Consider the following 24,629-nt stretch of genomic DNA (forward strand, 5'->3'; position numbering starts at 1 on the left):
CCACGAAAACAACGGGCGGCCTCCCGCGAAGGAGACCGCCCGTGTTCCACACCGGAAGCCGGAAGCGACTACGGCTTGGTGTAGTTGATGGCCAGGTTGTACGTGGCCGCCGTGTAGCCGCGCACCATGACGTACGCCGTCGTCTGACCCGCGGGCACCGTCAGCTCGCACGTCTCCGTGGCGCCCGTCTGGAACGGACGGCAGTTGTACGTGGCGGTGGTGGGCGCCGCGCCAAAGCGGACGTAGAGGTCCGGGTCGCCCGTGCCCGTCATCGCCACGCGGAAGGTGGAGCCGGCCAGCACGCTGTACGCGGGGAAGTTCACGTTGGTGTTCGCCGCGACGCTGCCCGTCTTGCTATCCGTGGCCGGCGTGCCGCCCGCCGCGGGCTTGGTGTAGTTGATGGTCAGGTTGAACGTGCCCGTCGCATAGCCACGCACCATGATGTACGCCGTCGTCACGCCCGCGGGCACCGTCACGTTGCAGGACTCAGACGCGCCGCTCAGGTAGGGACGGCAGTCATACGTCGTCGTGGTGGGGACCGCGCCAAAGCGCACGTACAGGTCCGGGTCGCCCGTGCCCGTCATCGCCACGCTGAAGCTGGTGCCGGCCACCACGTTGAAGGGGCCGTAGCTGGTGTTGCTGCCCGTCGCCACGGAGCCCGAGCGGGTCTCCGTCGTCGGCGTGCCCGTGCCCGGACCCGGCGGCTCGGGGTCCGTGCCACCCGGCGCGCCGTAGAGCGCCACGGCGCCCTGGATGTCCTTGGCCGTCAGGACCAGGTCACCCGTCTGCGAGCCGTTGCACTGGGGATAGTGCATGACGGACGCGGAGTCGTACGTCGTCAGCGCGCGCCAGTTGTTGTCCTCGAAGCACGTGCCCGACTCGGGGCGGGTGTGCTCGTGGCGGAAGCCCAGCGTGTGGCCCAGCTCGTGACGGATGATGCCCGTCAGCGTCCAGGGCGACGTGTTGCCAAAGCCCGTGTTGTCGATGAGCACGTTGCGGTTGGCGCGGGTGTCGTTCGGGAAGAACGCGCGCGCCAGGTACTGGCCACCGGAGTTCACCGGACGCACGTCGAACACCACGTTCGCGTTGCTCGCGGTGCAGCTGGCGTCCTGCGCGCTGACGTAGACGAAGTCGACGTTGGCCGCCGCTTCCCACGCCGCCGCCGCGTTCGCCATCGCCTGCACGGCCGCGTTGTAGTTGGAGCCGAACGTCGTGCTCACGCAGTAGGTGATGTTCTTCTTCTGCGTCGCGTTCCACGCGGCATCCGCGCCGCCGGCCGTATGGACGATGAGCTGCCCGTTACGAACGTTGTTCTCGTAGAACTCGCGCAGCAGCTTCTCGTTGGCGAACGTCGTGTCGCCATCCGCGATGAAGATGCCGGTGTCCGGCTCCTGGTAGACGACCGAGAGGAACTGCTCCCACGACATCCCCTGGCCAACGGCCTCGGGGGCGGGGGTGGACCCTTCGCCGCCACCACAACCGGCCAGCAGCGCCAGGCCCGCGAGGGCACCGATCAACTTGGACTGGGACATGAACATCCTTCTTGCAGAGGGGGTACTGCCAGAGCTCCCACAGCTCGGGGACCGGCGACGAAGCAGCCGCCATGCCAAGCCCGCAACTAGTGGATTTCCCTCACGCTTTTCACGGAAACGCTGGAGATACCCGGAGCACGCTGACTCCACGTTTCACGCCCCGGCTGTAAAACCCCGTAACATTCCGAAACAAAACTCCTTTGATTTCAAATGTTTGGAACGCCGCGGCGGAGGTGTCCAGGAAGAGGACACCCCCGTTGTAAAGTGTCGCGGGTCAGGCCGGACTACAGGCCCAGGAGCGTCTCGGGGCGGTTGAGGCCGCGGGCGCGGGCCAGGGGCTGGAGGACATCCGGCGGGGGCGCGTCCGCGGTGAGCAGCAGGGCTCGCACGGCGGTCTCCACCACATCCTCGGCGCCGGGGCGCACCATGCCGCGGCGGGCATCTTCCACGCGCTTGCCACGGTACGCGTCGAAGCGCTCCTTCACGCGGCGAGCCAGGTCGGAGACGGCCTTGTCCCCCACCTCCACGCGCAGCTCCAGCTCGTTGCGCAGTTGCACCGGGTCCGCCAGCACGCCGTACCTGTCGTAGCCCTTGTGCGCCATATCCTCGTGCGTCACCGCGAAGTCGTCGGTGTGGGGCGCGGGGACCTGGGCCTTGAGCAAATCGCGCATCACCGCGGTGACGGAGGCCGTCACGGTGAGGCGGTGCAGCTGCACGTCGTAGACGAAGTCGGAGAACATGGGCTCCTCCACGGTGACGGGCTCGCGGAACGTCGTATCGCGGTGGCGCTGCACCTCGATGCGCTGCGACTCCGACTTGTCCAGGGCGGCCTCCAGCTTCGTCTCCTTGTCCTTCACCGCCACCACCATCAGCGTCAGCAGTTGCTCCTCCTTCGCGCACAGGCCGCTGGCGCAGCGCGCGGGGCTGCACTCGCCGGGCAGCGTGCCGGGCTTCTCCGCCTCGCGCGCGGCCTCGCCACACTCCTGCAGCGCCTCCAGGCACTCGCGGCGCTCGCGCTCACGGCAGCGCTCGGCGCCCGCGCGCAGCAGGTTCATCTCCGTCTGCATGCGCAGGTACTCGCGCAGGGCGGCGGCCTGCTTGCGGTCCACCTCCTCCTGGGCGCGCTCGGACTGGAGCAGCTTCGTCTCGAAGCCGGCGCGGCGGGGGTTGGGCACGGACGTCTTGCCGGCGAGGTAGCGGTGCGAGCGCTGCGAGTCCTCCACCGCCTTGAGGGGCAGCACCCGCTCCAGGGACAGGTCCAGCTTCACGCCCTCGCGGCCCTCGGGGGCCTCCGTCACCACGCGCAGGGGGAGCTGGGTGGGGAGCATGGCCGCGAGCCTGCCGGCCGCCAGCCGCTGCGCCACGTCCGGCGCTCCGGCGTTGTCCTCCACCGGCGTCGCGACGACGAGGAAGGCGACCTCGTCGCGCAGCTTCTGCCGCACCGCCTCCGCCCGCTCCCGCGCGGCCGTCGCGCCCACGCGCTCCTGGTCCGCGCGCACGTAGGCCACCAGCGCGTTGCCCAGCTTGCCGGCCTTCTCCAGGCCGTCTCCGGTGTTGAACCAGCGCTTCGCCCACGCCACCTGCACCAGGTCCACGCCCTTCTTCGCGCCCGCGTGGTCCGGCGCCACCGACAGCACCGCGTCCAGCTCCGCGCGCGCCTCCTGGAGCTTGTCCGCCTTCAGCGCCTCCAGGCCCGCCGCGACGCGCTCATCCAGCGTCACCCCCAGAAGCTCTCGCGCGGCCGTGTTCTCCGCGTCCAATTCCAGCGCGCGCACCAGCCGCTTCATGGCGCCATCCAGGTCCCCCGCGTCGTGTACGCCCCGGGCCTCCTCCAGCACCACCTGACTCCACGCGCGGCGCACCTCGCGCAGCTTCACCGTGATTTCGGAGGCCTCCGGGTCCGCGGCGAGCGCGCGCAGGTAGGCCGCCTCCGCCTCCGCCCACTTCTGCTGCTGGCTGGCCGAGTCGCCCTCCTTCACGGCGCGGGAGAAGGCCGAACAGGCCGTCAGGACGAGCAGCGAGGCCAGGGCCAGGGCGCCGAGCACGCCACGAGATGCGCCAGGAGCCGAACGAAGGGGACGAAGGGGGGCGGACACGCCTCGCATCTTCCGGGAAAGCCGGCACCGGGTGAAGTGTTCGCATGTCGACGCCCCCTGCCTGGCCCCCTCGGCGGGCTTGTCGGGCGTGATCCACCACCCGTCGCGCCTCGGAGGCGCCCCGAGCCCGGTCCCCCGCCCCACGGCCGGACGGCCGGCGTGGATGGCAACCCCTGCTGCTGGCCTTTATGAGGTTCGCCGTGAATCGCGCGGGCCTGGGAGTCCGCCCCGGGAATGACGCGTCGCAACAGCCGGTAGACGATTCAACGCACCCACGAGGGGGGCAAGAGAGACAACATGTCCTGTCCACAACCGCGTCCCACAGAGTTCCGCCTGCCCATGCGCGCGGAGTCCTTTTCCGTCGAGGACCACCGCAACGTGCACTGCCGCTTCTACGGCGGCTGCATCGACATGGCGGTGCGTGAGGACTGGGACAGCTTCACCTGCGCCAAGTGCCCCATGTTCCAGCAGGACGCCGCGCCGGGCGCGGACCAGTACGCCTTCAACCAGCCAGCGGACACGGGCAGGCCCTAGCCCGGTTCGAAGAGCAGCCGACGTGCCGGCCCTCCACCTTCGCGTGGAGGCCGGGACGAGGCGCACCGCCTCCGGGGTTCTTGCCCAACGGTGGCGGTGGGAAGCCCGGACCCGCGCGCCGCTTGAGCCCTTCTCCTCCGGTCTTCGCGAGCCTTGCGCATGCCTTATCGCCCCGTGGTCGTCCTGGCCGAGGATGATGGCCTCCTCAGAGACGCAATGGCCGAGACCATGGAGCTGGAGGGCTACCGGGTCCTCGCTTGTGAGAACGGCTTCACCGCGTTGAAGGCCTTCTTCTCCGAGCCTCGCGTGGACGTGCTGGTGCTGGACTGGCTGCTGCCCGACATCGAGGGCCAGGACCTCATCCGGATGCTGCACGCGCAGCGCTCGCTGGTGGAGCTGCCCATCGTCCTGACGACGGGGCTCGACCTGGAGCTGCCCAGCTTCGAGGGAGCGGTGTGCCTGCTGCGCAAGCCCTTCGCCCCAGGTGAGCTGTCGCGAATCCTGCACCGCCTCACCCAGCCGGGCCCGCCTCCGGCCACCGTGGCGCCCCGCGACCAACGCGTGGCCTGACGCCCGCTTCCGTCCCCGCCCGGCACGCCGCATCTTCGGGGACAGCGGGCCCGAGGGCACTGCCCGCCCTCGTCATGAAAGAGCATCGCGTCACCACGTGGCTGGAGCTCCAGGACTCCCTGTTCTCCGACTCCTGGAACGAGGCGCTCGGCCGTCACCGCTCCAACTTCGTCTTCCGGGGCATGCCCCATGTCGAGCACGACCTGTCCACCGCGCTCAACCGCCAGGGCATGTTCATCCGCCAGGAGCGCGACCTCCTGCGCGCCTTTCGCAAGTACGCGCGGGGCACGCCTCGCGAGCCCCTGGACTCCGTCTGGGATTGGCTGGCCCTGGCCCAGCACCACGGCCTGCCCACGCGGATGCTCGACTGGACGTTCAGCCCCTACGTCGCGCTGCACTTCCTCACCGAGGACAGCGAATTGGCCGGCGCGGACGGCGTGGTGTGGTGCGTGGACTACCGGGAGACGAACCGCCTGCTCCCCCGCCCCCTCAAGGCGCAGCTGCGCAAGGAGGGAGCGGACGTGTTCACCGGGGACATGCTGGCGGCGGCGGCCGGCTCCATGGCGGAGCTGGACCGGCTGACCCAGCACCCCTTCGTGCTCTTCTTCGAGCCGCCGTCGCTGGACGCGCGCATCGTCAACCAGTTCGCCCTCTTCTCGGTGATGAACGGGCCGGACCTGCGCCTGGACACCTTCCTGGAGAAGCAGAAGCAGGGCGTGCGCAAGCTCATCATCCCCGCGGCCCTGAAGTGGGAGGTGCGGGACAAGCTGGACCAGGCCAACGTCACCGAGCGCGTGCTCTTCCCCGGCCTGGACGGGCTGAGCCGCTGGCTGCGTCGCTACTACAGCCCGCGGCCCCGCTGAAGCCCGCGTGGCTCAGGCGTGCGCGTGGACGTGGGGCCCCCGCGCGATGTCGGGGTCCTTCAAGGTGACATCACCGAGCAGGCCGTTGGCGCGCTCACGCTCCGTCACCGCGCGAATGTCCTTCTCCCACTTGTTGCCCGCGGCGCCGAGCAGGATGACGGCGAAGAGGGCCACGAGGAAGAAGAGGGTACCAAAGAGGGCTGCACCGAGCATCACCATCGCCGGACCTCCAGGAGTGGGGCCGCCTGGAGACGACGGCCGGGTTGAATGCACCCGTCAAAGATGGGTCCTCCCTCCGCGCGCCGCGACACGCGCTCACTTCCTCCCTCGCGGCTCGCCTGCTTTCACCACGGGCAGGCAGGCGCCGTGCGTCGTCGCTCAACCGCCCAGACCCGAGGCGACGTACTGGCGCGGCAGGCTGAGCCAGAAGCACGTGCCCTCCTCGGAGGAGGAGGAGACGCCCAGCAGGCCCCCGTGGGCGCGCACGATTTCGTGGGTGATGTAGAGCCCCAGGCCCAGGCCGTTGCGCTGGGCGCTGCGCATGTCCTGGGCGCGCACGAAGGGGTCGAAGATGGAGGACAGCCGCTCGGTGGGAATGGGCAGGCCCCAGTTGTGGACCTCCACCCTCACGCCGCTCTCCGCGTCGGCCACCATCACCCGCACGGAGGTGTCCTCCGGCGAGTACTGCACGGCGTTGCCCACCAGGTTCGACGCCGCCTGGGCGATGCGGTCCGCGTCCCAGTCCCCCCAGCCGTTGCCCGTCAGGCTCAGCTCGAACTGACGCCGGGGGTGCGCCACCTCCAGCTCCTCCACCACCTGGCGCAGCACCTCGTGCAGGTTCATCCGCGCGCGCTCGAGCACGTAGCCCGAGCCCAGCCGCGTGCGGGTGAAGTCCAGCAGGTCGTTGATCATCCGCGCCATGCGGTCCGCGGAGATGGAGATGCGGTTGATGGCCTTGCGCTGGGGCTCGCTCAGGCCGCCGTGGCGCAAGAGCAGCGACGCGTTGCCGGAGATGGCCTGGAGCGGGTTGCGCAGGTCATGGCCGAGGATGCCGAGGAACTGCTCGCGGAACACCGCCGTGCGCCGCGCGGCCTCCTCGCGCTTGAGGCCCTCCTCCACCCGCTTGCGCTCAATCGCATACCGCAGCGCGCGCACCAGCAGCGGGCCCGACACCTGGCCCTTCACCAGATAGTCCTGCGCGCCCTCGTGGACCGCGCGCACCGCCAGTCGCTCGTCGTCGGTGCCGGTGAGCACGACGAGGGGGATGGACGGCGCGGCCTGGAGCAGGGGCGGGATGTTGCCCAGCCCGTGCCCGTCCGGCAGCGACAGGTCCAACAGCACCGCGTCCACCTGGGGGTCGGTGCTCACCACGCGCACCGCGTCCGCCAGTCGCTCGACGTGGAGCACCTCGAACCGCGTGGTGCCCACCTCGCGCAGCTCCTCCTGGAGCAGCCGCGCGTCACCCGGGTTGTCCTCCACCAGCAAGAGGCGCAGGGGACGCTCGTTCGAGCCAATCTCACTCATGACGACGCCTCGGACACCGTGGCTCCGGCCGCCGGCCAGGGCAGGGTGAACCAGAACGTGCTCCCCTCCCCCGGCCGCGACTCGACGCCGATGCGTCCGCCCAGCCGCTCGACGATTTTCTTGCAGATGGCCAGCCCGATGCCCGTCCCCGCGAAGGCCTCCTTGCCGTGCAGGCGCTGGAAGATGACGAAGATGCGCTCGAAGTCCTGCGCGTCGATGCCAATGCCCCAATCCCGCACGGAGAAGCGGACCTCCGCGCCTCGCGCCTCCGCCGTCACCTCCACGCGCGGGGGCGCATCACCATGGAACTTGAGCGCGTTGCCGATGAGGTTCTGGAACAGCTGCGCCAGTTGCGTCTCGTCCGCGAGCACCGTGGGCAGCGGCCCCGCGCGGAAGTCCGCGCCGGACTCCTGCAGGGCCACCCGGAGGTTGGCCTTCGCGCGGGCCAGGGCCTGGTTCGCGTCCACGGGCCTGGGCTCCCGCCCCTGCGTCCCCACCCGTGAGTAGGCCAGCAGGTCCTGGATGAGCTGCTGCATGCGGGTGACGCCGTCCACCGCGTAGTGGATGAAGGTGTCCGCGTCCGCGTCCAGCTTGCCCTGGTAGCGACGGGCGAGCAGCTGCGTGTAGCTGGCCACCATGCGCAAGGGCTCCTGCAAGTCATGCGAGGCCACGTAGGCGAACTGCTGGAGCTCCTCGTTGGAGTGGGCCAGCTCCCGCGCGCGCAGCCGGAGCGCCTCCTCCGCCCTGCGGCGCTCCAGGCCCTGGGCGAGCGCGTCCGCCACCGTGGCCAGCGCCGCCATCGCGTCCTCGCCCAGCACGTCGCGACTGTAGAGGCCCATGACACCCACCAGTTGACCGCGCACCAGCAAGGGAATGCCGGCGAACGAGCGCACGCCCTGCTCCCGCACCCAGGCCCGGTCCAGGACGCGGGCATCCAGCTCCATCTGGTCCACCCAGACCTGCTCCCGCTTGCGGGCCACCTCCGCCACCAGGCTCGGGCCATGCAGGGACACGCGGGCCCAGCGGTCCGGAGGCGGGGCGGACGGCCCCGCGTTGCCCACCAGCTCCAGCATCGCCGCGTCCCGCGAGTACATCCACAGCCGCGCCACCTGCGCACCCAGGTGACGGGCCAGCGCCTCCGCGCAGCTCTGGAGGATTTCGCCGACGGTGCCCTCGCGCGAAAGCGCGCCGCTGACCTCCGCGCGCAGGGCCTCCAGCCGTCGCGCCCCCTGCTCGCGGTCCAACCGGCGCAGCCCCTCCTCGACGCGGCGCTGGGCCGTCATGTCCGTGTTGGTGCCCACCCACTCGCGCACCGTGCCGCTGACGTTGAGCACGGGCACGGCGCGGGCCAGCGTGGGCGAGTACGAGCCGTCCGGACGGCACAGGCGGTACTCCACCTCGTAGGGGCGCACGTCCGTCACCGCCGCCTGCCACGCGCGGGCGGCCGGCTCGCGGTCCTCCGGGTGGATGGCGTCCAACCACCCCTGTCCCCGCCACTGCTCATACGTCTGCCCGGTGTAGGCGCGCCAGGAGGGGCTGTCCTCCTCGATGAGGCCATCCGGGCGCGTCACCCACACCGCCTGGGCGGTGGCGGTGACGAGCGAGCGGAAGCGCTCCTCGGCCCGTCGCGCGTCGCGAAACAGTCGCGCGTTGTCCAGGGCCACCGCGGCCTGCGAGGCCACGCCCTCCACCAGTCGCGCGTGCTCCTCCCGGAAGCGCCCGGGCTCCTCGTGTCCGAAGAACAGGCCGCCGAGCACCTCGCCGGAGCGGCCCTTCACGGGCACCGCGAGGTAGCTGCGCACCGGCAGGTGGCCGGGCGGCATCCCGTGAAAGGGCGCGCTCTTGCCGTAGTCGGGCTGGAGCGTCACGTCGTCGTAGAGGCGCGTCCCCTCGCCCCGGAACGTCGGGCCGAAGATGGCGGTGTTGCGCGGCATGGGCATGTGGGCGAAAGCCTGCCTGGGCGCGCCGGACAGCGTGTAGAGCAGGTACGACTCACCTCGCTCGTCCACCCGGTTCTCGAAGAAGGCGCCGAAGCCCGCACCGGTGAGGGCCACCGTCTCGTCGGTGATGCGCTGGACGAGCACCGCCGCGTCCAGCTCCGAGGACAGCGAGACGCCGATGCGCAGCAGCGTCTCCGCGGTGCGGCGCTCCTCCTGACTGCGGCGCAGCGACTCCTGCGTCTCGCGGTGCAGGCGCGCGGTGTCCACGGACAGCGCGGCGCGCGACGCGAGCTGCTCGCCCAGCGTCAGGTCCTGCGGGCCCAGGCGCCGGCCGGACTCCGCCGTCACCAGCGTGAGCGCGCCGAGGATGCGTCCGCGCGCCTTCAGCGGGACAATCACCGCCGAGCGCAGCCCGAGCTGCCGCAGGAAGTCCAGGTGCTCGGCGCTCCGGGAGCCGGAGACCAGCGTCTCTTCGGAGATGACCTCCTGCAACACGGGCGCGCCGGTGCGGATGACGGCCAGCACGCCGTGGGGGTCATCCGGGCGCGGCGGGTAGCGCTCTCGGACCTGCTCGGCCAGCCGCACCCGGCTGGGGTCCACGTGGGCCACCGCCACCTGGCGTGAGCGGCCGTCCTCCTCCACCAACTCCACGGCGCACCAGTCCGCAAGCCTCGGGACGACGAGCCGCGCCAGTGACGACAGCGTGCCCTCCAAATCCAGCGCGGAGGAGGACAGCAGCGCGCCGGCCTCGGCGAGGAAGCGCATGGACTCCGAGGCCCGCTTCGGCTCCTCGATGTCCGTCGTGGTGCCGAACCACTGGAGGATGTGGCCTTCGGCGTCCCGCAGCGGATTGGCGCGACCGAGCATCCACCGCCACGTCCCGTCATGGCGCCGGCAGCGGAACTCCACCTCGTAGGGCTCGCCCGTGCGGAGGGAGTGTGCCCAGCGCCTGTCCGCCTCCGCCATGTCGTCCGGATGGAAGATGCGCCGCCAGCCGTCGCCGAGCGACTGCTCGGGGGACAGGCCGGTGAACTCGTACCAGCGCCGGTTGAAATAGACGTGCTGCCCATCCGGCCGCGTCATCCAGACAAGCTGGGGAAGACTCTCCAGGACCTGCCAGGACAACGCTCCCTGGGACAGCTCCGACGACACGGCGAACTCCTCGGCCACCTTCTCCGGGCGGGGATGGGACGGAAACATGGAACGCACCTCACATTAACAGCCCGCACCCGCGCCACCCTTTCGGGCCCCGCGCGCTTTCCACCACCCGACAATCGGTCCCCAGGGACCCGGTGCCTCCGGTGTCTCCGGTGTCTCCGGTGTCTCCGGTGCCTCCGGTGTCTCGCCGGACCGGGGATGCCCCGCACACCCACCGGGAAACCCTGACGTCATAGCCACGGTGTTGCAAAAGCCACGAACTGGCGGATTTCCAGAATCCTTGCGACTTCAAATGGAGCCACACGTTTCCTTCGTAGCGCGTTCTTCCATAGAGTCTGGGTTCAGCGGGTGGGGAGGGCCGGGGGTGCAGTGAAGTCGTGCCCGAGGAGGGCCATGCGCTCGATAGACAGACCTGGAGTCGCCTCCGGACAGTCCGGACAAGCCGCCGTCGAGACGGCCCTCATCGCGCCCATGATGGTGTTCATGGTGCTGGGCATCATCCAGCTCGGCATGGTGCACAACGCCAGACTGATGACCGAGTACGGCGCCTACCGCGCGGTGCGGGCTGGCATCGTGAATCACGGCGACTGCAAGCTGATGGAGAAGGCGGCGCTCGCGTCGCTGTTGCCCACGCTGCCGCCGCTCGATGGCAAGGAAGGCCGCGTCGACACGGTGAAGTACGCGGTGGGTGTCCACAAAGCCTACTCACGGAAGCTGCTCGCGACGAGCGTGATGAAGATGTTCTACACGGACGTGGGGTTGCCCCTGTTCCGCGTCGACGTCGTCAACCCGAAGAAGGGGGAGCTGGACGAACTCTTCGGCACCTACGGCTCGCACCTGGATGCGCGAGAAATCGACTACGACGACGTCCGGGATGACCGCGTCATCGAGGCGAACCTTCTCTCGGTGCGGCTCACCTACTTCTACGAACTGCGCATCCCCTTCGCCAACTGGCAGCTCCACAGCTTCTATCTGGGGCGCGACTATCTGGATCAGCTCAAGGGCTTCCAGTTCGAAAGCCAGCGCGTCGGTGGCAGGAACGCGACCCAGTACCTCCAGGACCGAGGCCGCAACCTGAGCCCGGACCACGGGAAGATCGTGTCGCTGGCACGGCTGGGCGGCAACAAGAGCAAGTACGTGATGCCGCTGGTCGCCACCTGGTCCATGCGCATGCAGTCCAACTATCTCAACAATGACCAGCACGGACCTGGTCGGTGCGCCGTCGACGGCTGACCCGTCACCGCTCCCGGGGGATGACCATGTTCTCGCTACTTCGAAGGCTGCGCAGGGACGAACGGGGTCAGGCCCTGGTCATCGGCACCGTCGCCATGCTCGTGCTCGCCGTCACCGTCATGGCCTCCGTCAGCATTGGCCACGGTGTCTATGAAAAGATAAAGCTCCAGGACGCCGCCGACGCGCAGGCGTACTCCCTCGCGGTGAAGGAAGCCCGGGCCTACAACTTCCTGGCCTACACCAACCGCGCGATGATTGTTCATTACTCGGCCATGCTCACCTTCATGTCGTACGTGAGCCATGCCCTGTACCTGGACATGACCATCGGGAAGATCGCCAAGTACGCCAAGTACATCCCGGTCGTCAGCGCCATCTTCACCGCCGTCGAGCAGGTCATCAAAGCCTGGAAGAAAGCCGTGGAGTGGGTCGCCAGACTCCTCATCCCCATCCTATCGGCGCTCAACGTGGGCCTATGGCTCGCCCAGGAAGCCATGATGCTGGGGACCATGAAGGACCTGCTGCTCAACTCGAGCGAGGGCGTCATCCGAGGCACGGACCCCAAGGCCAGGCCAGGCTCGGTCATGTCCGCCGGCCCGGGGCTCGGGGCCATCATGGGCAAGTACAACGTCAACTTCTCCAACCTGAAGAACTTCCTGCACGTCATCGACGACGGCCCCGCGAGCAAGGACAAGACGTTCGACCTCACCGACCCCACGGGCCTGGGCAAGCGCTCCAAGCTCCTGAGCAAGGACGACAACAAGCTGTCCAAGCCCGACATGGCCAAGTACCGGCTGCTGATGGGCAACCTCGTCAATGGCGCACGGCGAGAATGGACGGCCGTGGGCAAGGAGATTCCTCTCATTGGCCGCAAGTGGTCCTTGAACCTCTGCGTCCTGCTCGTGGAGCTGCGCGTCGCCAAGGTCGCGGACAGCCAGGTCAAGAGCTTCGACGAGGGGTTCGAGGACAACCGCAGGGACCAGCTCTTCGCCTCCGACGACATCAAGATTCAGTGGAGAAGCCCCTGCCCCTATCTCTTCGGCGGCAGGGAGGATGGCTGGAACAACATCCTGTCCATCAACTTCCGGGTCGCCGCGGACAACCAGGGCGGCTTCCACCAGACCTACGGTCGACGCAAGACGGATGACCATCACAACTGGTGGGGCCTCACGCCCTTCCTCACGTCGGACACCAGCTTCGTCGACCCGTGGCACAACCACTTCAGCTATCCGTGCAACCTCACCATCCTGTCCAAGAACATGATTCCCACGAGCGCGGGGGATGAAATCCCGCCGTTCCACCTCGAGGGCATGCGCCAGAAGGGCTTCATGGCGGGCTCCAGCTCCGGGAAGCACGACGACAAGAAAGAGAAGGTCACCGGAGGCTTTCTCGACATCACCTGGAGGCTCGCGGGCGGGGTCCAGGACAAGAAGGCCCAGAAGTTCCGCGAGGAGACGGGGGGAATGATGGCCATGGCCGTGGGCCGCGCCATCTACCACCGCCCGGGTGACTGGAAGGAGGAGCCCAACTTCTTCAACCCCCTGTGGACCGCCCGCCTGGCGCCCGCGAAGACCCACTGGGAGGAGAGCGCCCTGGGCGACCTGATTGATGGGTGGCACACCGCCGAGTCGGAATTCGCCGACGCCCTCAACTACTGACGGGATGGCCATGACGACTCCAATCGCCACGAAGCGAAGAAGCTGGCAACCAGGCAGGCGCGCACGCCGGGGGGCGGCGACGACGGAGTTCGCCCTCCTGGCCCCCGTCATGGTCGTGCTCATCCTGGGGACGAGCTACTTCTGGGAGGTGCAGCACGTGCGCCTCAAGGCCGCGGAGCTCGCGCGCTACGTCGCCTTCGAGCGGACCGTGCGCCCGGACCTGGGCCGCATCACCGCCGAAGCGCAGGAGCGCTACCAGGACCTCGACGGCTCCACCAAGACGGGAGAGCTGCCCACCGGACTGGGCCATCAGAACCGGCTCACGCTCAACGTGCGCGTCGAGAACGCGAACGCGGCGCTCCAGGAGGAATCCCTCTCCGAACGCGGGAGCAAGGGAGGAGCAACCCAGTTCATGGGCAAGGTGCTGGGAGTCCTGGGCTCGACAGCGGGCTATGTCGCGAAGGCCATGGGCCTGGACCCCGACGAGGGCGCCGTTCGCGCCCAGGTGGAGGTCCACATCGAGAACGGCATCATCCCCCCGCAAATCGCCTTCCTCACGAGCCGCATCGACGACGACCGACTGGACCTGAACTTCAAGGAGACGTTCTTCCTGGTCCACGACACGTGGCGCGCCTGGGGCCATGGCGACGACCCCGCCAACTCGTATCCTCGCGTCCAGCAGCTCACCCATGACCGGGTGAAGCAGATCGCCTACGCGGGCCTCGCGTCCGAAGGCGGTGCGCTCGATACCATTGGCGCGGTGCTCTCCGTGCTGGGTTTGGATTTCCCCCTGAAGTCAGACTACATCCGCGACTCGGTCCTCATCCGTCACGTGAAGGAAGGGGGCCGCTACAATGCCGTCCGGAAGCCCCGAGGTGGCGACACGCGCACCGTCCCCGGCGACAAGCTCCTGGCGGCCTACTGGAAGAACGACACCCGGGCGTGCTTCGACAGCTGCGAGCCCGACGAAATCAAGGAGAAGCGCGGGAGGGCCCGCACGGAGTATGGCCACTTCAACTGGCCCATGCGGGCCTACAACTGCCGAGGCAAATACTTCCAGGGCACGGTGGACTCCAAGGAGCCGGAGTCCGAGTACGCGCGCTCGAAGCGCAAGGGCGAGGACTACTTCACCTACGGAGACCTCGCGTGCTCCGAGAAGAAAGAGGAGTAGCGCGAGTGCGCACGTGGGTCTCCATTTCCGAGGGCACACGATGAAGCGCCTGGCGGACCGCACGGGCGCCCTGACGCGCGTCATCGGGCTGGGCGGCGTGTTGCTGGTGGTGGCCACGGCGGCCACCCTCCGTGAGCCTCCTCCCGAGCCACCTCCGCGCCCCAAGCCTCCGACGACGACGGGAGCCCTGGTCTCCGCGCCGCCCAACGCGCAGCCCATGACGAAGCGCTTCCAGGGACTCCTCCCCGCCTATCCGCGCGCGAAGGCCATTCCCATGGGACGGCTGGAGGCCAACGGCAACCCGATGGAGATGGCGTACTTCGAGACGACCGACTCCGCCGGAGAGGTGATGGAGTTCTATGCCCGCGAGTTCCGCCGGCAGGGCCACCGCACCGCGACCGAGCCGGATGGGGCCGGGGGTGGCGCCATCAGCTACTACGACGCGAAGCGCGGAGCACTCGTCTCCGTCACCACCGTGGGCATCGGCGGCAAGCCTCCCCGCACCCAGGTCTTCCCCTCCATCATCGATGCTCCCGAAGGCATGCACCTGAAGGCCGTGGTGCCCGCCTCGCTGCCGCGCCCCCCTGGCGCCACGACGATGCTGCGCCTCGAGGACCGCAACAAGGGTCCCACCGAGGGCAACACCACCATCACCGAGGTGGCGCAAGGCACGCCCGTCGGCCTCGCGAGCTTCTACCGGCAACAGTTCGAACAGCGCGGCTACGTCCAGAAGGACGCACGCTCCGAAGCCGAGGGCGTGCAGTTGCTCGACTTCCAGAAGCCCGGGGAGCGCATCTCCCTGTCCCTGTCCCCCATGGGTGGCCCGGAGTCGGGGGAGACACTCGTGACCGTGGTCCTCGAACGGACCGACTCAGCTCAGGAGCCCTGAACATGAACGGATGGCTGACCTCCTCTTACCGCTGGCTGCGCCGCCCTCGCTCACGCGGACAGGCGCTGACGGAGTTCTCCCTGCTGCTGGCGGTGCTCATCGTGGGGACCCTGGGTCTGTCCGCCTTCGCGCCGGACATCTTCGCCGTGTACACAATCTACGTGCGCGGCTTCTACGTCGTGCTCGGCTATCCTCTGGGCTGAGTGGCACGCCCTCACTGCCCGGGCACGCGGGGAATGGCGATGGGGACCGAGTCCAGCGCGGGCTTCGCGCCCGTCCCCGTCGCCCGGACCACCCAGGTCGTCTCCGCATCGCGGATGGACTCCACGCCGAGCAGCGGAACCCGCTCGGTGCTCACCACACCCACGAGGCCTCCATCCTCCCGACGGAAGGTCTGCTCGCGCGCCTTGCCCGCGAAGGGCCCCTCGCGCAGCACGGTGTCCCGCTCCCCCTCCAGCACGCCCCTGAGCTCTGGCTGGTCGACATGGAGGTCCACCGGAATGGAGAGGGGCGCATGGGGCGGTACGGAGATGGCGAGCCGGTCGACGAAGGGACGCGCTCCTCCCCGGACCCAGAGGACCACGAGCGTGCGCGGCGAGGTCTCATGGTCCAGCTCCAGCTGATACAGCGGCGTGCCATCCTCCCGGACCGTCTCCCCCACCAGGGAGATACGGACCCGCGACTGGGTCTCCTTGCTTCGCAGCGCATAGTCGACCCACGTCCCGAGCACGGGGCGAAGCTGGCCATACAGCAAGGGCGCGGGAACCAGCGCCCGGGCCTCCTTGAGGCGGGACGAGTCCACCATGATGGGCGCGGCCGGGGCGGTGGTTCCCGCGTCCTCGACCTCCGCCACCGGAAGTGGGGCGGGCGGCGGCGTCAGGGGAACCAGGGCCAATCCCTGCCCGGCGTCCTCCGCTCCCCGCCGGGAGTCGGAGCAGGCACCGAACAGCAGGAAGGAAACACTCAAGGCCGTCGGAATGCGGGACATGGGGCAATCCTATATGGTTCCCCCTCGCGCCCCAATCCAATGCATGTCTTTGATTTGGAGACCTCCTCCACTGCGAGGGGTTGCGAATGGGAAGGATGTGGATGATGGGTGCCGCGGCGCTGCTCTCCCTGCTGGCCGTGCTGGTCCAGGCCCAGGTGGCGACTCCCCAGGGCTTTCCCGAGCTCCCCATCGTTCCGCGCGAGGGAGGCTGGGCGCGCTACGAAGCCCTCGCCACGGACGGCCCTTCGCGCTTCGTGGTCAAGGTCGGCGCGCCGGGGCGCTATCAGGAGAAGCGCGGACGATGGCTCGAGATGGAGATAGAGGTCCCCTCCTCGGGCCGCATCACCATCCAATTCCTCGTCGAGGGCGACCGCTTCGGCTCCAACAACGTCCTGCTGATGAGAGCCACCATTCCCGGAGAGAAGTCCCGCGAGACAGCCGAGCCCTTCAAGAAGGACGCGGCCAAATCCAGACGCGAAGGGAAGTTCCTCCAGAAGACGACGGAGACCGTCGCCGGAAAGACATTGGAGGTGCTGGAGTACACCTTCTCCGGAGGAATCACCGCCGAGTGGTCCGCCGCCGTCCCCGGCCTGGGCCTGGTGCGCATGGGCGGAGAGAACCCGTTCCACCTCGTCGACTTCGGCGTGGGCGGAGACCCGTGGAAGGAGCGGACCACGCCCGCCATGTTCCCCGCGCCACCGTCCAAGAAGTGAGCCTCAGCGCCCGGGCGCGCGCGGAGACAGCCCCACCTTCAGCAGCCGTCCTCGCACGTCATCCACCGCGTCGTGCGCGAGCCGCGCCTCCAGGCGCAGCGACGCTCCGCGTCCCGCCTGGAGCAACACCCGGGGCGGCTCGCCGTCGCCCTTCTGGAAGGAGAACCACTCCAGCTCCGAGAAGCGCGTGCGCCGCCCCAAGGGGTCGATGAAGCCGTCACCCGCGAGGAACAACCCCGGCACCAGGTGCAGGCCGATGGCGCCCAGCCACACCGCCAACCCCAGACAGAAGCTCCCCAGCGCCGGCCGCGCCTCCGAATACACCAGGTGCACGCCGAGCAGCGCCAGCAACCCCATCCCCGCGAGAATCTGGAGATAGGTCCCCATCCGCGCCCGCGAGCCCAGCGCGACGAGCGCCCGCGCCCGCAGCAGCGACACCAGCGCCACGAGCGACAGCAACACCTGTCCTCCCGAGGCCACGGCCACCGCCAGGGCCATCATCCCCCGACGCCCACCGAGCGCCTGCGACTCCTGGACGAGCCACGCCGCGCAGCCGCCGAAGAACGCCAGCGCCACGACATGGAATGCGACGGTGGACACGGGGAACGCGGTCGCTTTCATCGGTGCCCGCCAGCGCACCACATCCGCGAGGGTTTGGGGAAGGCCCCCTCCCTTCAGCGGGAGCGCTTGCCTCGTGGCGCTCCCGACGCGGACGTGGCGACGACGAGCTGCCGGTACTGTCGCGGGCTCAACCCCGTTACCTGTTTGAACTGGCGCGACAGCGCACTCTGGTCACAGAAGCCCACCGCCAGCGCGATGGCGGCGATGGGCTGCGCATCTTCCACCAGTCGCTCCGCCGCCGCGTCGATGCGAGTCTTCATGATGAACTGCCCCGCCGACAGCTGGAAGATGCGCCGCATCCGCCGCTCGAACTGCGCCGCGGACATCCCCGCCCGCCGCGCCAGCGAGTCGATGCGCAGCCGCTCCCCATAGTTCGCCTGGATGTAGTCGATGGTCCCCGCGAAGCGCTCGTCCACCAACCCCGCGCGCCCCGGCTCGTGCACGTCCTTGGACAGACACGCCAACCCCATCACCTCGCCCGTGGCGTCGAACAGCGGCACCTTGCTCGTCAGACACCAGCCCGGCTTGCGGCTGTTGAACAACGTCAGGTCCAGGTTGTCCACGAGCGCGCGCCCCGTCCGGAACACCTTCTCGTCCTGTCGCACGTACCGGTCCGCCATGTGCTGGGGGAACAGCTCGTGCGCCGTGCGCCCCACCGCCGCCGCCTTGCTCTTCAGGCCACAGCGCTCCGCGCACGCCTCGCTGATGCACACGTAGCGCCCCCGGATGTCCTTCACCGAGAAGACGATGTCCGGCACCCGGTCGAACAGCTCCTCCGCGAACAGCGGATTCGCCACCCGCCCCATGAAGCCCATCCGCCAGTGTTCCAAGGTTTCACGCGTTTTGGTGGTTTCCATTCGTCCCCACAAGGGAAAGACACAAGAACGTCACACGTGCTCAGGAATACCTTGAACACCGCGTGAAACCCACGTCGGTGTCACTCGGAAGGGACGACACCGTGCGGCAAGCCCCCCACTCGAGGAGCACGAAGCCATGCGCAGTCCAATCACGGATTGGTGTCGCTGTCACATCGTCCTCGCCATCTGTTGTCTCACCCTGTTCGCACCCGGAGCGGACGCCCGCCCTGGAGGTCCTCCCCCGGCCGAGCCTGCTCAGCGCGTCCATGGACTGGAGCATGCGCACCAACGCATCCAACCCGACGAACGGCAGCCGGATGTCTCCCCGGAGCAGCTGCGTCAGGCGCTCACCCCGCCCGCGCCGAAGCGCTCCCTGCTGGCGTGTGACGCGGCGGCCTTCGGGTCCGCTTCTGGCACGGCGCTCGTCACGTTGGTGAAGGGCTCCCCGACGGACTGCATCAACACGCTGTTCAGCGTCTCGGGCACGCTCGCCCGGCAGGTGTTCATCGAGAGCAAGATGGTCACCATCGCCAACGCGCTCACCCCCAGCGCGCAGGCCTATGTGGGGAACAACAGCGGCCAGACGCTCCAGCTCATCATGTTCCTGCGCGCGGGGTACTACGTGCAGTACTACGCCCCAGACGTCGTGGGCAGCTACGGCACGGCGCTGGCCAACGCCATCCGCCCGGCCCTGGCCGCCTTCGTGGCCAACAGCCACTTCCGGGACGTCAACGACGACCACGGCGCGGTGCTCAGTGAGTTCGTGACGCTCATCGACAGCTCGAGCGAGAACGCGCGGCACCTGGGCACCTTCAAGGGCCTGCTGGACCGCTTCAACAACACCGCCCTGGCCTCCTGGTACATGCGCAGCGCCACCAACAACGTCTTCGTCGGCCTGTTCCGCGGCCACTACAACGACGACTTCGTGGCGGCCGTGCAGCAGGACACGTCCATCATCGACTCGCTGGACTCCTTCGGCCTGCGCACCGAGCACCTGCTGGGCACCGACAACCAGTATCTCACCGTCAACGCGGCCCGCGAGCTGTCCCGCTTCCTCCAGTACCCGGGGACGGTGCAGACGAAGACGCGCCCCAAGGTGAAGGCGCTCATCACCAACCACTCGATGACGGGCCCCACCGCGGGCGTCTGGGTGGGCGCGGCGGAGATGGCCGACTACTACGACGGCACCAACTGCGCGTACTACGGCATCTGCGACTTCCGCAGGACGCTGGAGCAGGCGGTGCTGCGCGTGACGCACAACTGCGGCGCCACGCTGCGCATGCGCGCCCAGGAGATGACGGCCACGCAGCTCACGCAGAGCTGTGGCCTGCTCGCCACGCAGGAGACCTACTTCCACGACAAGCTGAAGACGGGCCGCCTGCCCGTCGCCAGTGACAACAACACGTCGCTGGAGATGGTCATCTTCGACAGCAGCCTGGACTACCAGACGTATGCCGGCGCGCTGTTCGGCATCGACACCAACAACGGCGGCATGTACCTGGAGGGAGACCCGGCGGCGTCCGGCAATCAGGCCCGCTTCATCGCCTACGAGGCGGAGTGGGTTCGGCCCGCGTTCGAAATCTGGAACCTGCGCCACGAGTACGTCCACTACCTGGACGGCCGCTTCGACATGAAGGGCGACTTCGGCGACAGCATCAGCCAGCCCACCATCTGGTGGATTGAGGGCCTGGGTGAGTACGTCTCCAAGAAGGACGACAACGCGGACGCGGTGGAGCTGGGCACCAGCAAGAGCTTCCAGCTCAGCCAGGTTCTGCGCAACGACTACAACAGCGGCACCGAGCGCGTGTACTACTGGGGCTACCTCGCGGTGCGCTTCATGTTCGAGCGCCACTCGACGCAGGTGGACACCTTCGTCGGCCAGTTCCGCGCGGGGAACTACACCGGGTATCGCACGTCGCTGGACGGCCTGGGCTCGGCGTACGACGCGGAGTTCCACCAGTGGATCGACTGCGTCTCCACCGCGACCGACCCGAGCACCTGCGCGAATCCGGACCCGGGCCCCGGTCCTGGCACCGGCACGGCGTGCACGGGCGCGGACACGCGGATGCTGGACAACGGCTGCTACCGGGGCCCGCTGGCCGGCAACAACATCCAGTACTTCTACCTCTGGGTGCCCGCCGGCGCGCGCAACCTGCGCTTCCAGATGAGCGGCGGCACGGGCAACGCGGACCTCTACATCCGCGCCAACCAGTGGCCGTCGACGACGGCGTATGACTACCGCCCGTATCTGGCCGGCAACAACGAGGTGGTGGACATCCCCTCGCCGCAGACCGGCGTCTACTACTACGCCATGGTGAGAGCCCGCGCGGCGTTCGCGGGCGTGAAGCTGGAGGCCCGCTTCGACGCGACGCCGTGAAGCCCGGGAGTGACTCCCGGGTGAAGACGGGGCACCCGGGAGTCACTCCCGCCGCAGTACACCCTCCACCGTTCGCCACAGGCCCAGGGGGTTCGCCTCGCGCAGCTCCGGAGGGAGCAGCGCGTCCGGCACATCCTGGAAGCACACCGGCCGCACGAAGCGGCGGATGGCGCCCGTTCCCACGGCGGTGAAGCGGCCATCCGAGCTGGCCGGAAAGGGACCGCCATGCACCATGGCCGGGCAGACCTCCACGCCCGTGGGGACACCGTTCATCAGCACTCGCCCCACGCGGTCCGACAACGTGGGGAGCAGCTCGGAGGCCAGCGCCGTGTCTCCCGCATCCATCATCACCGTCGCGGTGAGCTGGCCTTCCAGTCGCGAGGCCACGCGCACCAGCTCCGCCGCGTCACGCGCCACGGTCAGCACCGCGCAGCTTCCGAATACCTCTTCGGTGAGCGCGCTCTCGGCGAGCACCACGCGAGCCTCCGCCTCGAACAGCGCGGCGGCGCCCAGCGCGGCCTTCGACTCACCCCGCGCACAGGTCCGCGTGTCCGTGCGAGCGGCGAGACGGCTCACGCCCTCGCGAAAGCGCTCGGCGATGGCGGGCGACAACATGGGCGCGGCCGAGGCGGCCCCCAGCTTCTCCGCGAGCCGCGCGCGGAAGGCCTCGTACCCCGGGCCCTCTACCGCCACGAGCAATCCGGGCGAGGTGCAGAACTGGCCCGCGCCCTGGAGGATGGACGCGGCCAGCGCGTCCGCCATCGCCTGGGGACGAGCGGCCAGCGCCTCCGGCAGGAGGAAGATGGGGTTGATGGAGCCCATCTCCGCGAAGACGGGAATGGGAACGGGCCGGGCGGCGGCCAGCGCCATCAGCGCGCGACCTCCGCCACGAGAGCCCGTGAAGCCGACGGCGCGGATGGCGGGGTGACGCACGAGCGAGGCGCCCACCTCCGTGCCCGCATCGAACAGCAGCGAGAACACGCCTTCGTGCAGCCCACACGCCGCCACGGCCGCGCGGATGGCCAGGCCCGCGCGCTCGGACGTCGCGGGGTGCGCGGGATGGGCCTTGGCGACGACGGGACAGCCGGCCGCCAGCGCGGACGCGGTGTCACCTCCGGCGACGGAGAACGCGAGCGGGAAGTTGCTCGCGCCGAACACGGCCACGGGCCCCACGGGGCGCAGCAGGGAGCGCAGGTCCGCACGCGGCAGGGGACGGCGCTCGGGCAAGGCCCGGTCGATGCGTGCATCCACCCAACTGCCTTCCTCCAGCAGCCGAGCGAACTGACGGAACTGTCCGGCCGCGCGGCCCAGCTCCCCCTGGATGCGCGCGGGGGGAAGGCCGGTCTCCTTCGGCGTCACGGCGAGGAAGTCCGCCTCCGCCGCGAGGAGCGCCTCGGCGATGTGCTCCAGGAATACGGCGCGCTGACGCGAGGAAAGCGCCGCGAGCGTGGGGGCGGCCTGCTCCGCGAGCACGCAGGCCCGCTCCACCTCCTGGGGCCGCGCGCCGTGGAAGCGAGGCTCGAGCGCCACGCCCTCCGCGGGATTCCAGCCGGTGAACGTCGGCCCACCGGGCTCGCCGCGTTCGGCGCCAATCAAGGACAGTCCCATCCAGCTCATGCAGCGACCTCACTCCGGGAGGGGCCCATCGCCCCTCCAGCTTCGATACAGGACACTTCGCACCGCGCAACGGCCACTACAGCGCGGGCCGGTTCGCCAGGGCCTCGCGCAACACGCGCAGGCACTCCTCGCGCTCGGCACCCGCCAGCTCCAGCCGAGGCCCACGCACCCGCTCGTGGCCCCAGCCCACTTCCTGCTGTACCAGCTTGATGAGCTGGACGAACTTGGTGACGGTGTCCAGGCGCAGGAGCGGCAGGAACCAGCGGTACAGCTCGAACGCGGCCTGCTTCTTTCCGGCGAGGGCCAGCTCGAGCAGTCGCACGGACTCGGCGGGGAACGCATTGACCAATCCCGCCACCCAGAAGCGCGCGCCCGCGTCCACGCCCTCGACGAGGCAGTCGTCCACGCCCACGCCCAGGGCCAGCCGGTCTCCCAGGAGGGCGCGAATGGCGGTGACGCGACGGGCATCGGTGGAGGACTCCTTCACGGCGACCGCATTGTCATGCTCGGCGGCCAGCTCCGCGAGGTGGGCGGGGGTGAAGTCCGTCTTGTAGGCGACGGGGTTGTTGTAGAGCAGGCACGGCAGCTTCGTCGCGCGCAGGACAGCGGACATGTGGGCCTTCATCTCGCGCCAGTCGCTGGAATAGACATACGGGGGCAACACCATCAGCCCGGCGCAGCCCGCCTCCTCCGCGGCGCGAGCCAGCCGCACGGCCTCCGCGGTGGACAGCGCGGCGATGCCCGGGATGACGGGCGCCTTCACCGCGTCCACGCACGTGCGCATCACCGCGGCCTTCTCTTCCAGGCTCAGCGTCGCGCCCTCGCCCAGTGAGCCGCAGGGGATGATGCCGGTGCAGCCCTGCGACACCAGCCAGCGCACGTGTGAGCGCACCGTGCCGTGGTCGACGGACAGGTCCGTGTTGAAGGGGGTGGTGATGGCGGGGAGGACACCAGTCCAGAGGCTCATGACTCTCTCGTGTGGGTAGAGGAAACTTCCGAGGGAAGGCGCAGGCTGCCGATGCGCGCCGGGAGGCACGGTGGGCGCACGTCCTCGCCCGACCAGCCGAAGAGGGTTTGCGCCGCCGTTCCGCAGGTGCGGCCCTGACAGGCGCCCATACCCAGCCGGGCGTACAGCCGGGCCTCGCGCAGGTTCTGACAGCCCTCCAGCGCGGACATGGGCACGTCCTCGCAGCGGCACAGCAGCGTGTCGGGCGTGGCCAGTCGTCGTAGCTCCGCGCGGGGCGCGTCATGCAGCGCGAGCCGGGCGGCGAACGCGCGGACGCGATGCCAGGTGCGCTCCAGCTCGATGGGAATGGGTTGCTCGGCGGCGACGAGTCCGGCCAGCTCTCCGGTGACGAGCGCCTGGTCCACGCCGCCGATGCCGAGCAGTTCGCCCACGGCGTGGACCTTGGGGACGCGTGTCTCCAGGCGCTCGTTCACGACCACCGCTCCCGCCGAGGTCTCACAGCCCAGCAGCCGGGCCACTTCCAGATTGGGCACGAGCCCGTAGGCCGCGCCCAGGTAGTCACACTGGAGTTGCTCCTCGCGACCGCGCACGGACAGGCGGACCGACTCCACCCGGTCCTCGCCTTCAGCGGCGATGACCCAGGCGTCCGTGGACGTGGGCACGCTGATGAGCGTCGCGGACATCAGGGCGCCTTGGAGCAGCTTGGCCGGGTGTCGCCAGAGCTGGAGGGCGAAGCTCCAGTGGCTCGCGGCGGAGGCCTGCTCGGCGATGTAGAGGACTTCGCCACCGTGGGCGTGAATCGTCGCGGCGGCGGCGAGCAACAACGGACCCGTGCCGGCGAGCACCACACGCTTGCCACGCATGGGGAGGCCGTCCTTCACGAGTACCTGGAGTCCGCTGACGCCCAGCACGCCCGGCAGTGTCCAACCGGGGAACGGGAGGAAGCGCTCGCGTGCGCCGGTGGCGAGCACCGCACGGCCGTAGCGCACCGCGAACGAGGAGGAACCCTCTTCGACCAGGAGCACGCCCGGTTCGGGGGCGGCGACGACGCGGGCGCCTGGACGAAAACGAGCGCCCGACGCGGAGAAGCGGGAGAGCCACCGACGCGCGAGACGATTCGTGCCCTTTCGGGCCTCGCCTCGCCAGACCTGACCACCGGGCTCTGGCTGGGCGTCGAGGACAAGGACATCCAGCCCAGCTTCGGCCGCACGGCAAGCGGCGGCGAGTCCGCCCGGTCCTGCGCCGACGACCACGAGGTCACAGGCCTCACGCATGAGTGCGCACCTCATCCGCGCGGCAAGCCGCGGCGAACCTTCCGAGACCG

The 24,629-nt window shown here is 69.3% G+C and carries 21 protein-coding genes; 10 read left to right on the plus strand and 11 right to left on the minus strand.

Annotated elements, in window-relative coordinates; all coding sequences use genetic code 11:
- Positions 1 to 68 precede the first annotated feature (68 nt).
- Both HUA76_RS02470 and traC read right to left on the minus strand, forming a co-directional pair.
- Positions 69 to 1,532: a M57 family metalloprotease gene (locus tag HUA76_RS02470; RefSeq protein WP_174457343.1), complete on the minus strand. Its 1,464-nt coding sequence runs from the start codon at positions 1,530 to 1,532 to the stop codon at positions 69 to 71.
- Positions 1,533 to 1,816: 284 nt separating this feature from the next.
- Positions 1,817 to 3,577, minus strand: coding sequence for an outer membrane exchange accessory lipoprotein TraC (traC, locus tag HUA76_RS02475; RefSeq protein WP_371746238.1), 1,761 nt, complete (start codon positions 3,575 to 3,577; stop codon positions 1,817 to 1,819).
- Between the two features lie 348 nt (positions 3,578 to 3,925).
- On the opposite strand from traC, the gene HUA76_RS02480 reads away from it, so the two are divergent.
- The 3 genes from HUA76_RS02480 (at position 3,926) to HUA76_RS02490 (ending at position 5,595) form a co-directional block, all read left to right on the plus strand.
- Positions 3,926 to 4,162, plus strand: a complete 237-nt coding sequence (locus HUA76_RS02480) for a hypothetical protein (RefSeq protein WP_141643023.1) — start codon at positions 3,926 to 3,928, stop codon at positions 4,160 to 4,162.
- Between the two features lie 159 nt (positions 4,163 to 4,321).
- Positions 4,322 to 4,732 carry a response regulator gene (locus HUA76_RS02485; RefSeq protein WP_256433617.1) on the plus strand — a complete coding sequence of 137 codons (411 nt, stop codon included), beginning with the start codon at positions 4,322 to 4,324 and terminating at the stop codon, positions 4,730 to 4,732.
- Between the two features lie 74 nt (positions 4,733 to 4,806).
- The gene (locus tag HUA76_RS02490) at positions 4,807 to 5,595 is read left to right on the plus strand and encodes an FRG domain-containing protein (RefSeq protein ID WP_141643021.1); all 789 of its coding nucleotides are present in this window, start codon (positions 4,807 to 4,809) and stop codon (positions 5,593 to 5,595) included.
- 12 nt (positions 5,596 to 5,607) lie between these two features.
- Here the strand turns inward: HUA76_RS02490 and HUA76_RS02495 are convergent, their stop codons facing one another.
- The 3 genes from HUA76_RS02495 to HUA76_RS02505 form a co-directional block, all read right to left on the minus strand.
- Positions 5,608 to 5,814 carry a hypothetical protein gene (locus HUA76_RS02495; protein ID WP_174459888.1) on the minus strand — a complete coding sequence of 69 codons (207 nt, stop codon included), beginning with the start codon at positions 5,812 to 5,814 and terminating at the stop codon, positions 5,608 to 5,610.
- A 159-nt stretch (positions 5,815 to 5,973) separates the two neighbouring features.
- Entirely contained in the window at positions 5,974 to 7,119 is a 1,146-nt protein-coding gene (locus HUA76_RS02500) for a HAMP domain-containing sensor histidine kinase (protein ID WP_174457345.1), read from the minus strand.
- Positions 7,116 to 10,259, minus strand: coding sequence for a PAS domain-containing protein (locus HUA76_RS02505; protein ID WP_174459889.1), 3,144 nt, complete (start codon positions 10,257 to 10,259; stop codon positions 7,116 to 7,118). Before HUA76_RS02505 ends, HUA76_RS02500 begins: the two co-directional genes overlap by 4 nt.
- A gap of 351 nt (positions 10,260 to 10,610) precedes the next feature.
- Here HUA76_RS02505 and HUA76_RS02510 point away from each other — a divergent pair, with 351 nt between their 5' ends.
- Genes HUA76_RS02510 through HUA76_RS02530 form a run of 5 tightly spaced genes read left to right on the plus strand, consistent with a single transcriptional unit; the run spans position 10,611 to position 15,368 of the window.
- Entirely contained in the window at positions 10,611 to 11,450 is an 840-nt protein-coding gene (locus tag HUA76_RS02510) for a TadE/TadG family type IV pilus assembly protein (protein WP_174457347.1), read from the plus strand.
- A gap of 26 nt (positions 11,451 to 11,476) precedes the next feature.
- Positions 11,477 to 13,105, plus strand: coding sequence for a TadE/TadG family type IV pilus assembly protein (locus tag HUA76_RS02515; protein ID WP_174457348.1), 1,629 nt, complete (start codon positions 11,477 to 11,479; stop codon positions 13,103 to 13,105).
- A gap of 10 nt (positions 13,106 to 13,115) precedes the next feature.
- Positions 13,116 to 14,276, plus strand: coding sequence for a TadE/TadG family type IV pilus assembly protein (locus tag HUA76_RS02520; RefSeq protein ID WP_174459890.1), 1,161 nt, complete (start codon positions 13,116 to 13,118; stop codon positions 14,274 to 14,276).
- A gap of 40 nt (positions 14,277 to 14,316) precedes the next feature.
- On the plus strand, positions 14,317 to 15,165 hold the full coding sequence (locus HUA76_RS02525) for a hypothetical protein (RefSeq protein WP_174459891.1): 849 nt from the start codon (positions 14,317 to 14,319) through the stop codon (positions 15,163 to 15,165).
- Positions 15,166 to 15,167: 2 nt separating this feature from the next.
- A complete protein-coding gene (locus HUA76_RS02530; protein WP_174459892.1) occupies positions 15,168 to 15,368 on the plus strand; it encodes a hypothetical protein in 201 nt (66 codons plus the stop codon).
- An 11-nt stretch (positions 15,369 to 15,379) separates the two neighbouring features.
- On the opposite strand, the gene HUA76_RS02535 is transcribed toward HUA76_RS02530, so the two are convergent.
- Positions 15,380 to 16,153, minus strand: coding sequence for a hypothetical protein (locus HUA76_RS02535; RefSeq protein WP_174457352.1), 774 nt, complete (start codon positions 16,151 to 16,153; stop codon positions 15,380 to 15,382).
- Between the two features lie 101 nt (positions 16,154 to 16,254).
- Between HUA76_RS02535 and HUA76_RS02540 the strand changes: the two genes are divergently transcribed.
- Positions 16,255 to 16,866: a hypothetical protein gene (locus HUA76_RS02540; RefSeq protein WP_174457353.1), complete on the plus strand. Its 612-nt coding sequence runs from the start codon at positions 16,255 to 16,257 to the stop codon at positions 16,864 to 16,866.
- Positions 16,867 to 16,869: 3 nt separating this feature from the next.
- On the opposite strand, the gene HUA76_RS02545 is transcribed toward HUA76_RS02540, so the two are convergent.
- Together HUA76_RS02545 and HUA76_RS02550 are read right to left on the minus strand one after the other, a co-directional pair.
- Positions 16,870 to 17,466, minus strand: coding sequence for a hypothetical protein (locus HUA76_RS02545; protein WP_371823420.1), 597 nt, complete (start codon positions 17,464 to 17,466; stop codon positions 16,870 to 16,872).
- Positions 17,467 to 17,540: 74 nt separating this feature from the next.
- Positions 17,541 to 18,344, minus strand: coding sequence for an AraC family transcriptional regulator (locus tag HUA76_RS02550; protein ID WP_254613965.1), 804 nt, complete (start codon positions 18,342 to 18,344; stop codon positions 17,541 to 17,543).
- Positions 18,345 to 18,480: 136 nt separating this feature from the next.
- On the opposite strand from HUA76_RS02550, the gene HUA76_RS02555 reads away from it, so the two are divergent.
- On the plus strand, positions 18,481 to 20,721 hold the full coding sequence (locus HUA76_RS02555) for a M9 family metallopeptidase (protein ID WP_174459894.1): 2,241 nt from the start codon (positions 18,481 to 18,483) through the stop codon (positions 20,719 to 20,721).
- 42 nt (positions 20,722 to 20,763) lie between these two features.
- On the opposite strand, the gene HUA76_RS02560 is transcribed toward HUA76_RS02555, so the two are convergent.
- The 3 genes from HUA76_RS02560 to HUA76_RS02570 all read right to left on the minus strand — a co-directional run bounded on the left by HUA76_RS02560 (position 20,764) and on the right by HUA76_RS02570 (position 24,579).
- Complete coding sequence (locus tag HUA76_RS02560) at positions 20,764 to 22,338, minus strand: aldehyde dehydrogenase (NADP(+)) (protein WP_174459895.1); 1,575 nt, start codon at positions 22,336 to 22,338, stop codon at positions 20,764 to 20,766.
- A 76-nt stretch (positions 22,339 to 22,414) separates the two neighbouring features.
- Positions 22,415 to 23,305: a dihydrodipicolinate synthase family protein gene (locus tag HUA76_RS02565; protein ID WP_141643007.1), complete on the minus strand. Its 891-nt coding sequence runs from the start codon at positions 23,303 to 23,305 to the stop codon at positions 22,415 to 22,417.
- Complete coding sequence (locus tag HUA76_RS02570) at positions 23,302 to 24,579, minus strand: FAD/NAD(P)-binding oxidoreductase (protein WP_174459896.1); 1,278 nt, start codon at positions 24,577 to 24,579, stop codon at positions 23,302 to 23,304. The genes HUA76_RS02565 and HUA76_RS02570 overlap by 4 nt, the downstream gene beginning before the upstream one ends.
- Positions 24,580 to 24,629 lie beyond the last annotated feature (50 nt).

This window comes from Myxococcus sp. CA056 (genome assembly GCF_013336715.1).
In the GTDB taxonomy this organism is placed as follows: domain Bacteria; phylum Myxococcota; class Myxococcia; order Myxococcales; family Myxococcaceae; genus Myxococcus; species Myxococcus llanfairpwllgwyngyllgogerychwyrndrobwllllantysiliogogogochensis.

What these genes read in the sequence shown, in the direction of transcription:
- HUA76_RS02525 (WP_174459891.1), top strand. Translation starts at nt 14,317, where the DNA reads ATGAAGCGCCTGGCGGACCGCACGGGCGCCCTGACGCGCGTCATCGGG.
- HUA76_RS02550 (WP_254613965.1), bottom strand. Translation starts at nt 18,344, where the DNA reads ATGGAAACCACCAAAACGCGTGAAACCTTGGAACACTGGCGGATGGGC.
- HUA76_RS02470 (WP_174457343.1), bottom strand. Translation starts at nt 1,532, where the DNA reads ATGTCCCAGTCCAAGTTGATCGGTGCCCTCGCGGGCCTGGCGCTGCTG.
- HUA76_RS02560 (WP_174459895.1), bottom strand. Translation starts at nt 22,338, where the DNA reads ATGAGCTGGATGGGACTGTCCTTGATTGGCGCCGAACGCGGCGAGCCC.
- HUA76_RS02480 (WP_141643023.1), top strand. Translation starts at nt 3,926, where the DNA reads ATGTCCTGTCCACAACCGCGTCCCACAGAGTTCCGCCTGCCCATGCGC.
- HUA76_RS02570 (WP_174459896.1), bottom strand. Translation starts at nt 24,579, where the DNA reads ATGCGTGAGGCCTGTGACCTCGTGGTCGTCGGCGCAGGACCGGGCGGA.
- HUA76_RS02500 (WP_174457345.1), bottom strand. Translation starts at nt 7,119, where the DNA reads ATGAGTGAGATTGGCTCGAACGAGCGTCCCCTGCGCCTCTTGCTGGTG.
- HUA76_RS02530 (WP_174459892.1), top strand. Translation starts at nt 15,168, where the DNA reads ATGAACGGATGGCTGACCTCCTCTTACCGCTGGCTGCGCCGCCCTCGC.
- HUA76_RS02495 (WP_174459888.1), bottom strand. Translation starts at nt 5,814, where the DNA reads ATGGTGATGCTCGGTGCAGCCCTCTTTGGTACCCTCTTCTTCCTCGTG.
- HUA76_RS02490 (WP_141643021.1), top strand. Translation starts at nt 4,807, where the DNA reads ATGAAAGAGCATCGCGTCACCACGTGGCTGGAGCTCCAGGACTCCCTG.
- HUA76_RS02535 (WP_174457352.1), bottom strand. Translation starts at nt 16,153, where the DNA reads ATGTCCCGCATTCCGACGGCCTTGAGTGTTTCCTTCCTGCTGTTCGGT.
- HUA76_RS02555 (WP_174459894.1), top strand. Translation starts at nt 18,481, where the DNA reads ATGCGCAGTCCAATCACGGATTGGTGTCGCTGTCACATCGTCCTCGCC.
- HUA76_RS02520 (WP_174459890.1), top strand. Translation starts at nt 13,116, where the DNA reads ATGACGACTCCAATCGCCACGAAGCGAAGAAGCTGGCAACCAGGCAGG.
- HUA76_RS02565 (WP_141643007.1), bottom strand. Translation starts at nt 23,305, where the DNA reads ATGAGCCTCTGGACTGGTGTCCTCCCCGCCATCACCACCCCCTTCAAC.
- HUA76_RS02515 (WP_174457348.1), top strand. Translation starts at nt 11,477, where the DNA reads ATGTTCTCGCTACTTCGAAGGCTGCGCAGGGACGAACGGGGTCAGGCC.
- HUA76_RS02505 (WP_174459889.1), bottom strand. Translation starts at nt 10,259, where the DNA reads ATGTTTCCGTCCCATCCCCGCCCGGAGAAGGTGGCCGAGGAGTTCGCC.
- HUA76_RS02510 (WP_174457347.1), top strand. Translation starts at nt 10,611, where the DNA reads ATGCGCTCGATAGACAGACCTGGAGTCGCCTCCGGACAGTCCGGACAA.
- HUA76_RS02540 (WP_174457353.1), top strand. Translation starts at nt 16,255, where the DNA reads ATGATGGGTGCCGCGGCGCTGCTCTCCCTGCTGGCCGTGCTGGTCCAG.
- HUA76_RS02485 (WP_256433617.1), top strand. Translation starts at nt 4,322, where the DNA reads ATGCCTTATCGCCCCGTGGTCGTCCTGGCCGAGGATGATGGCCTCCTC.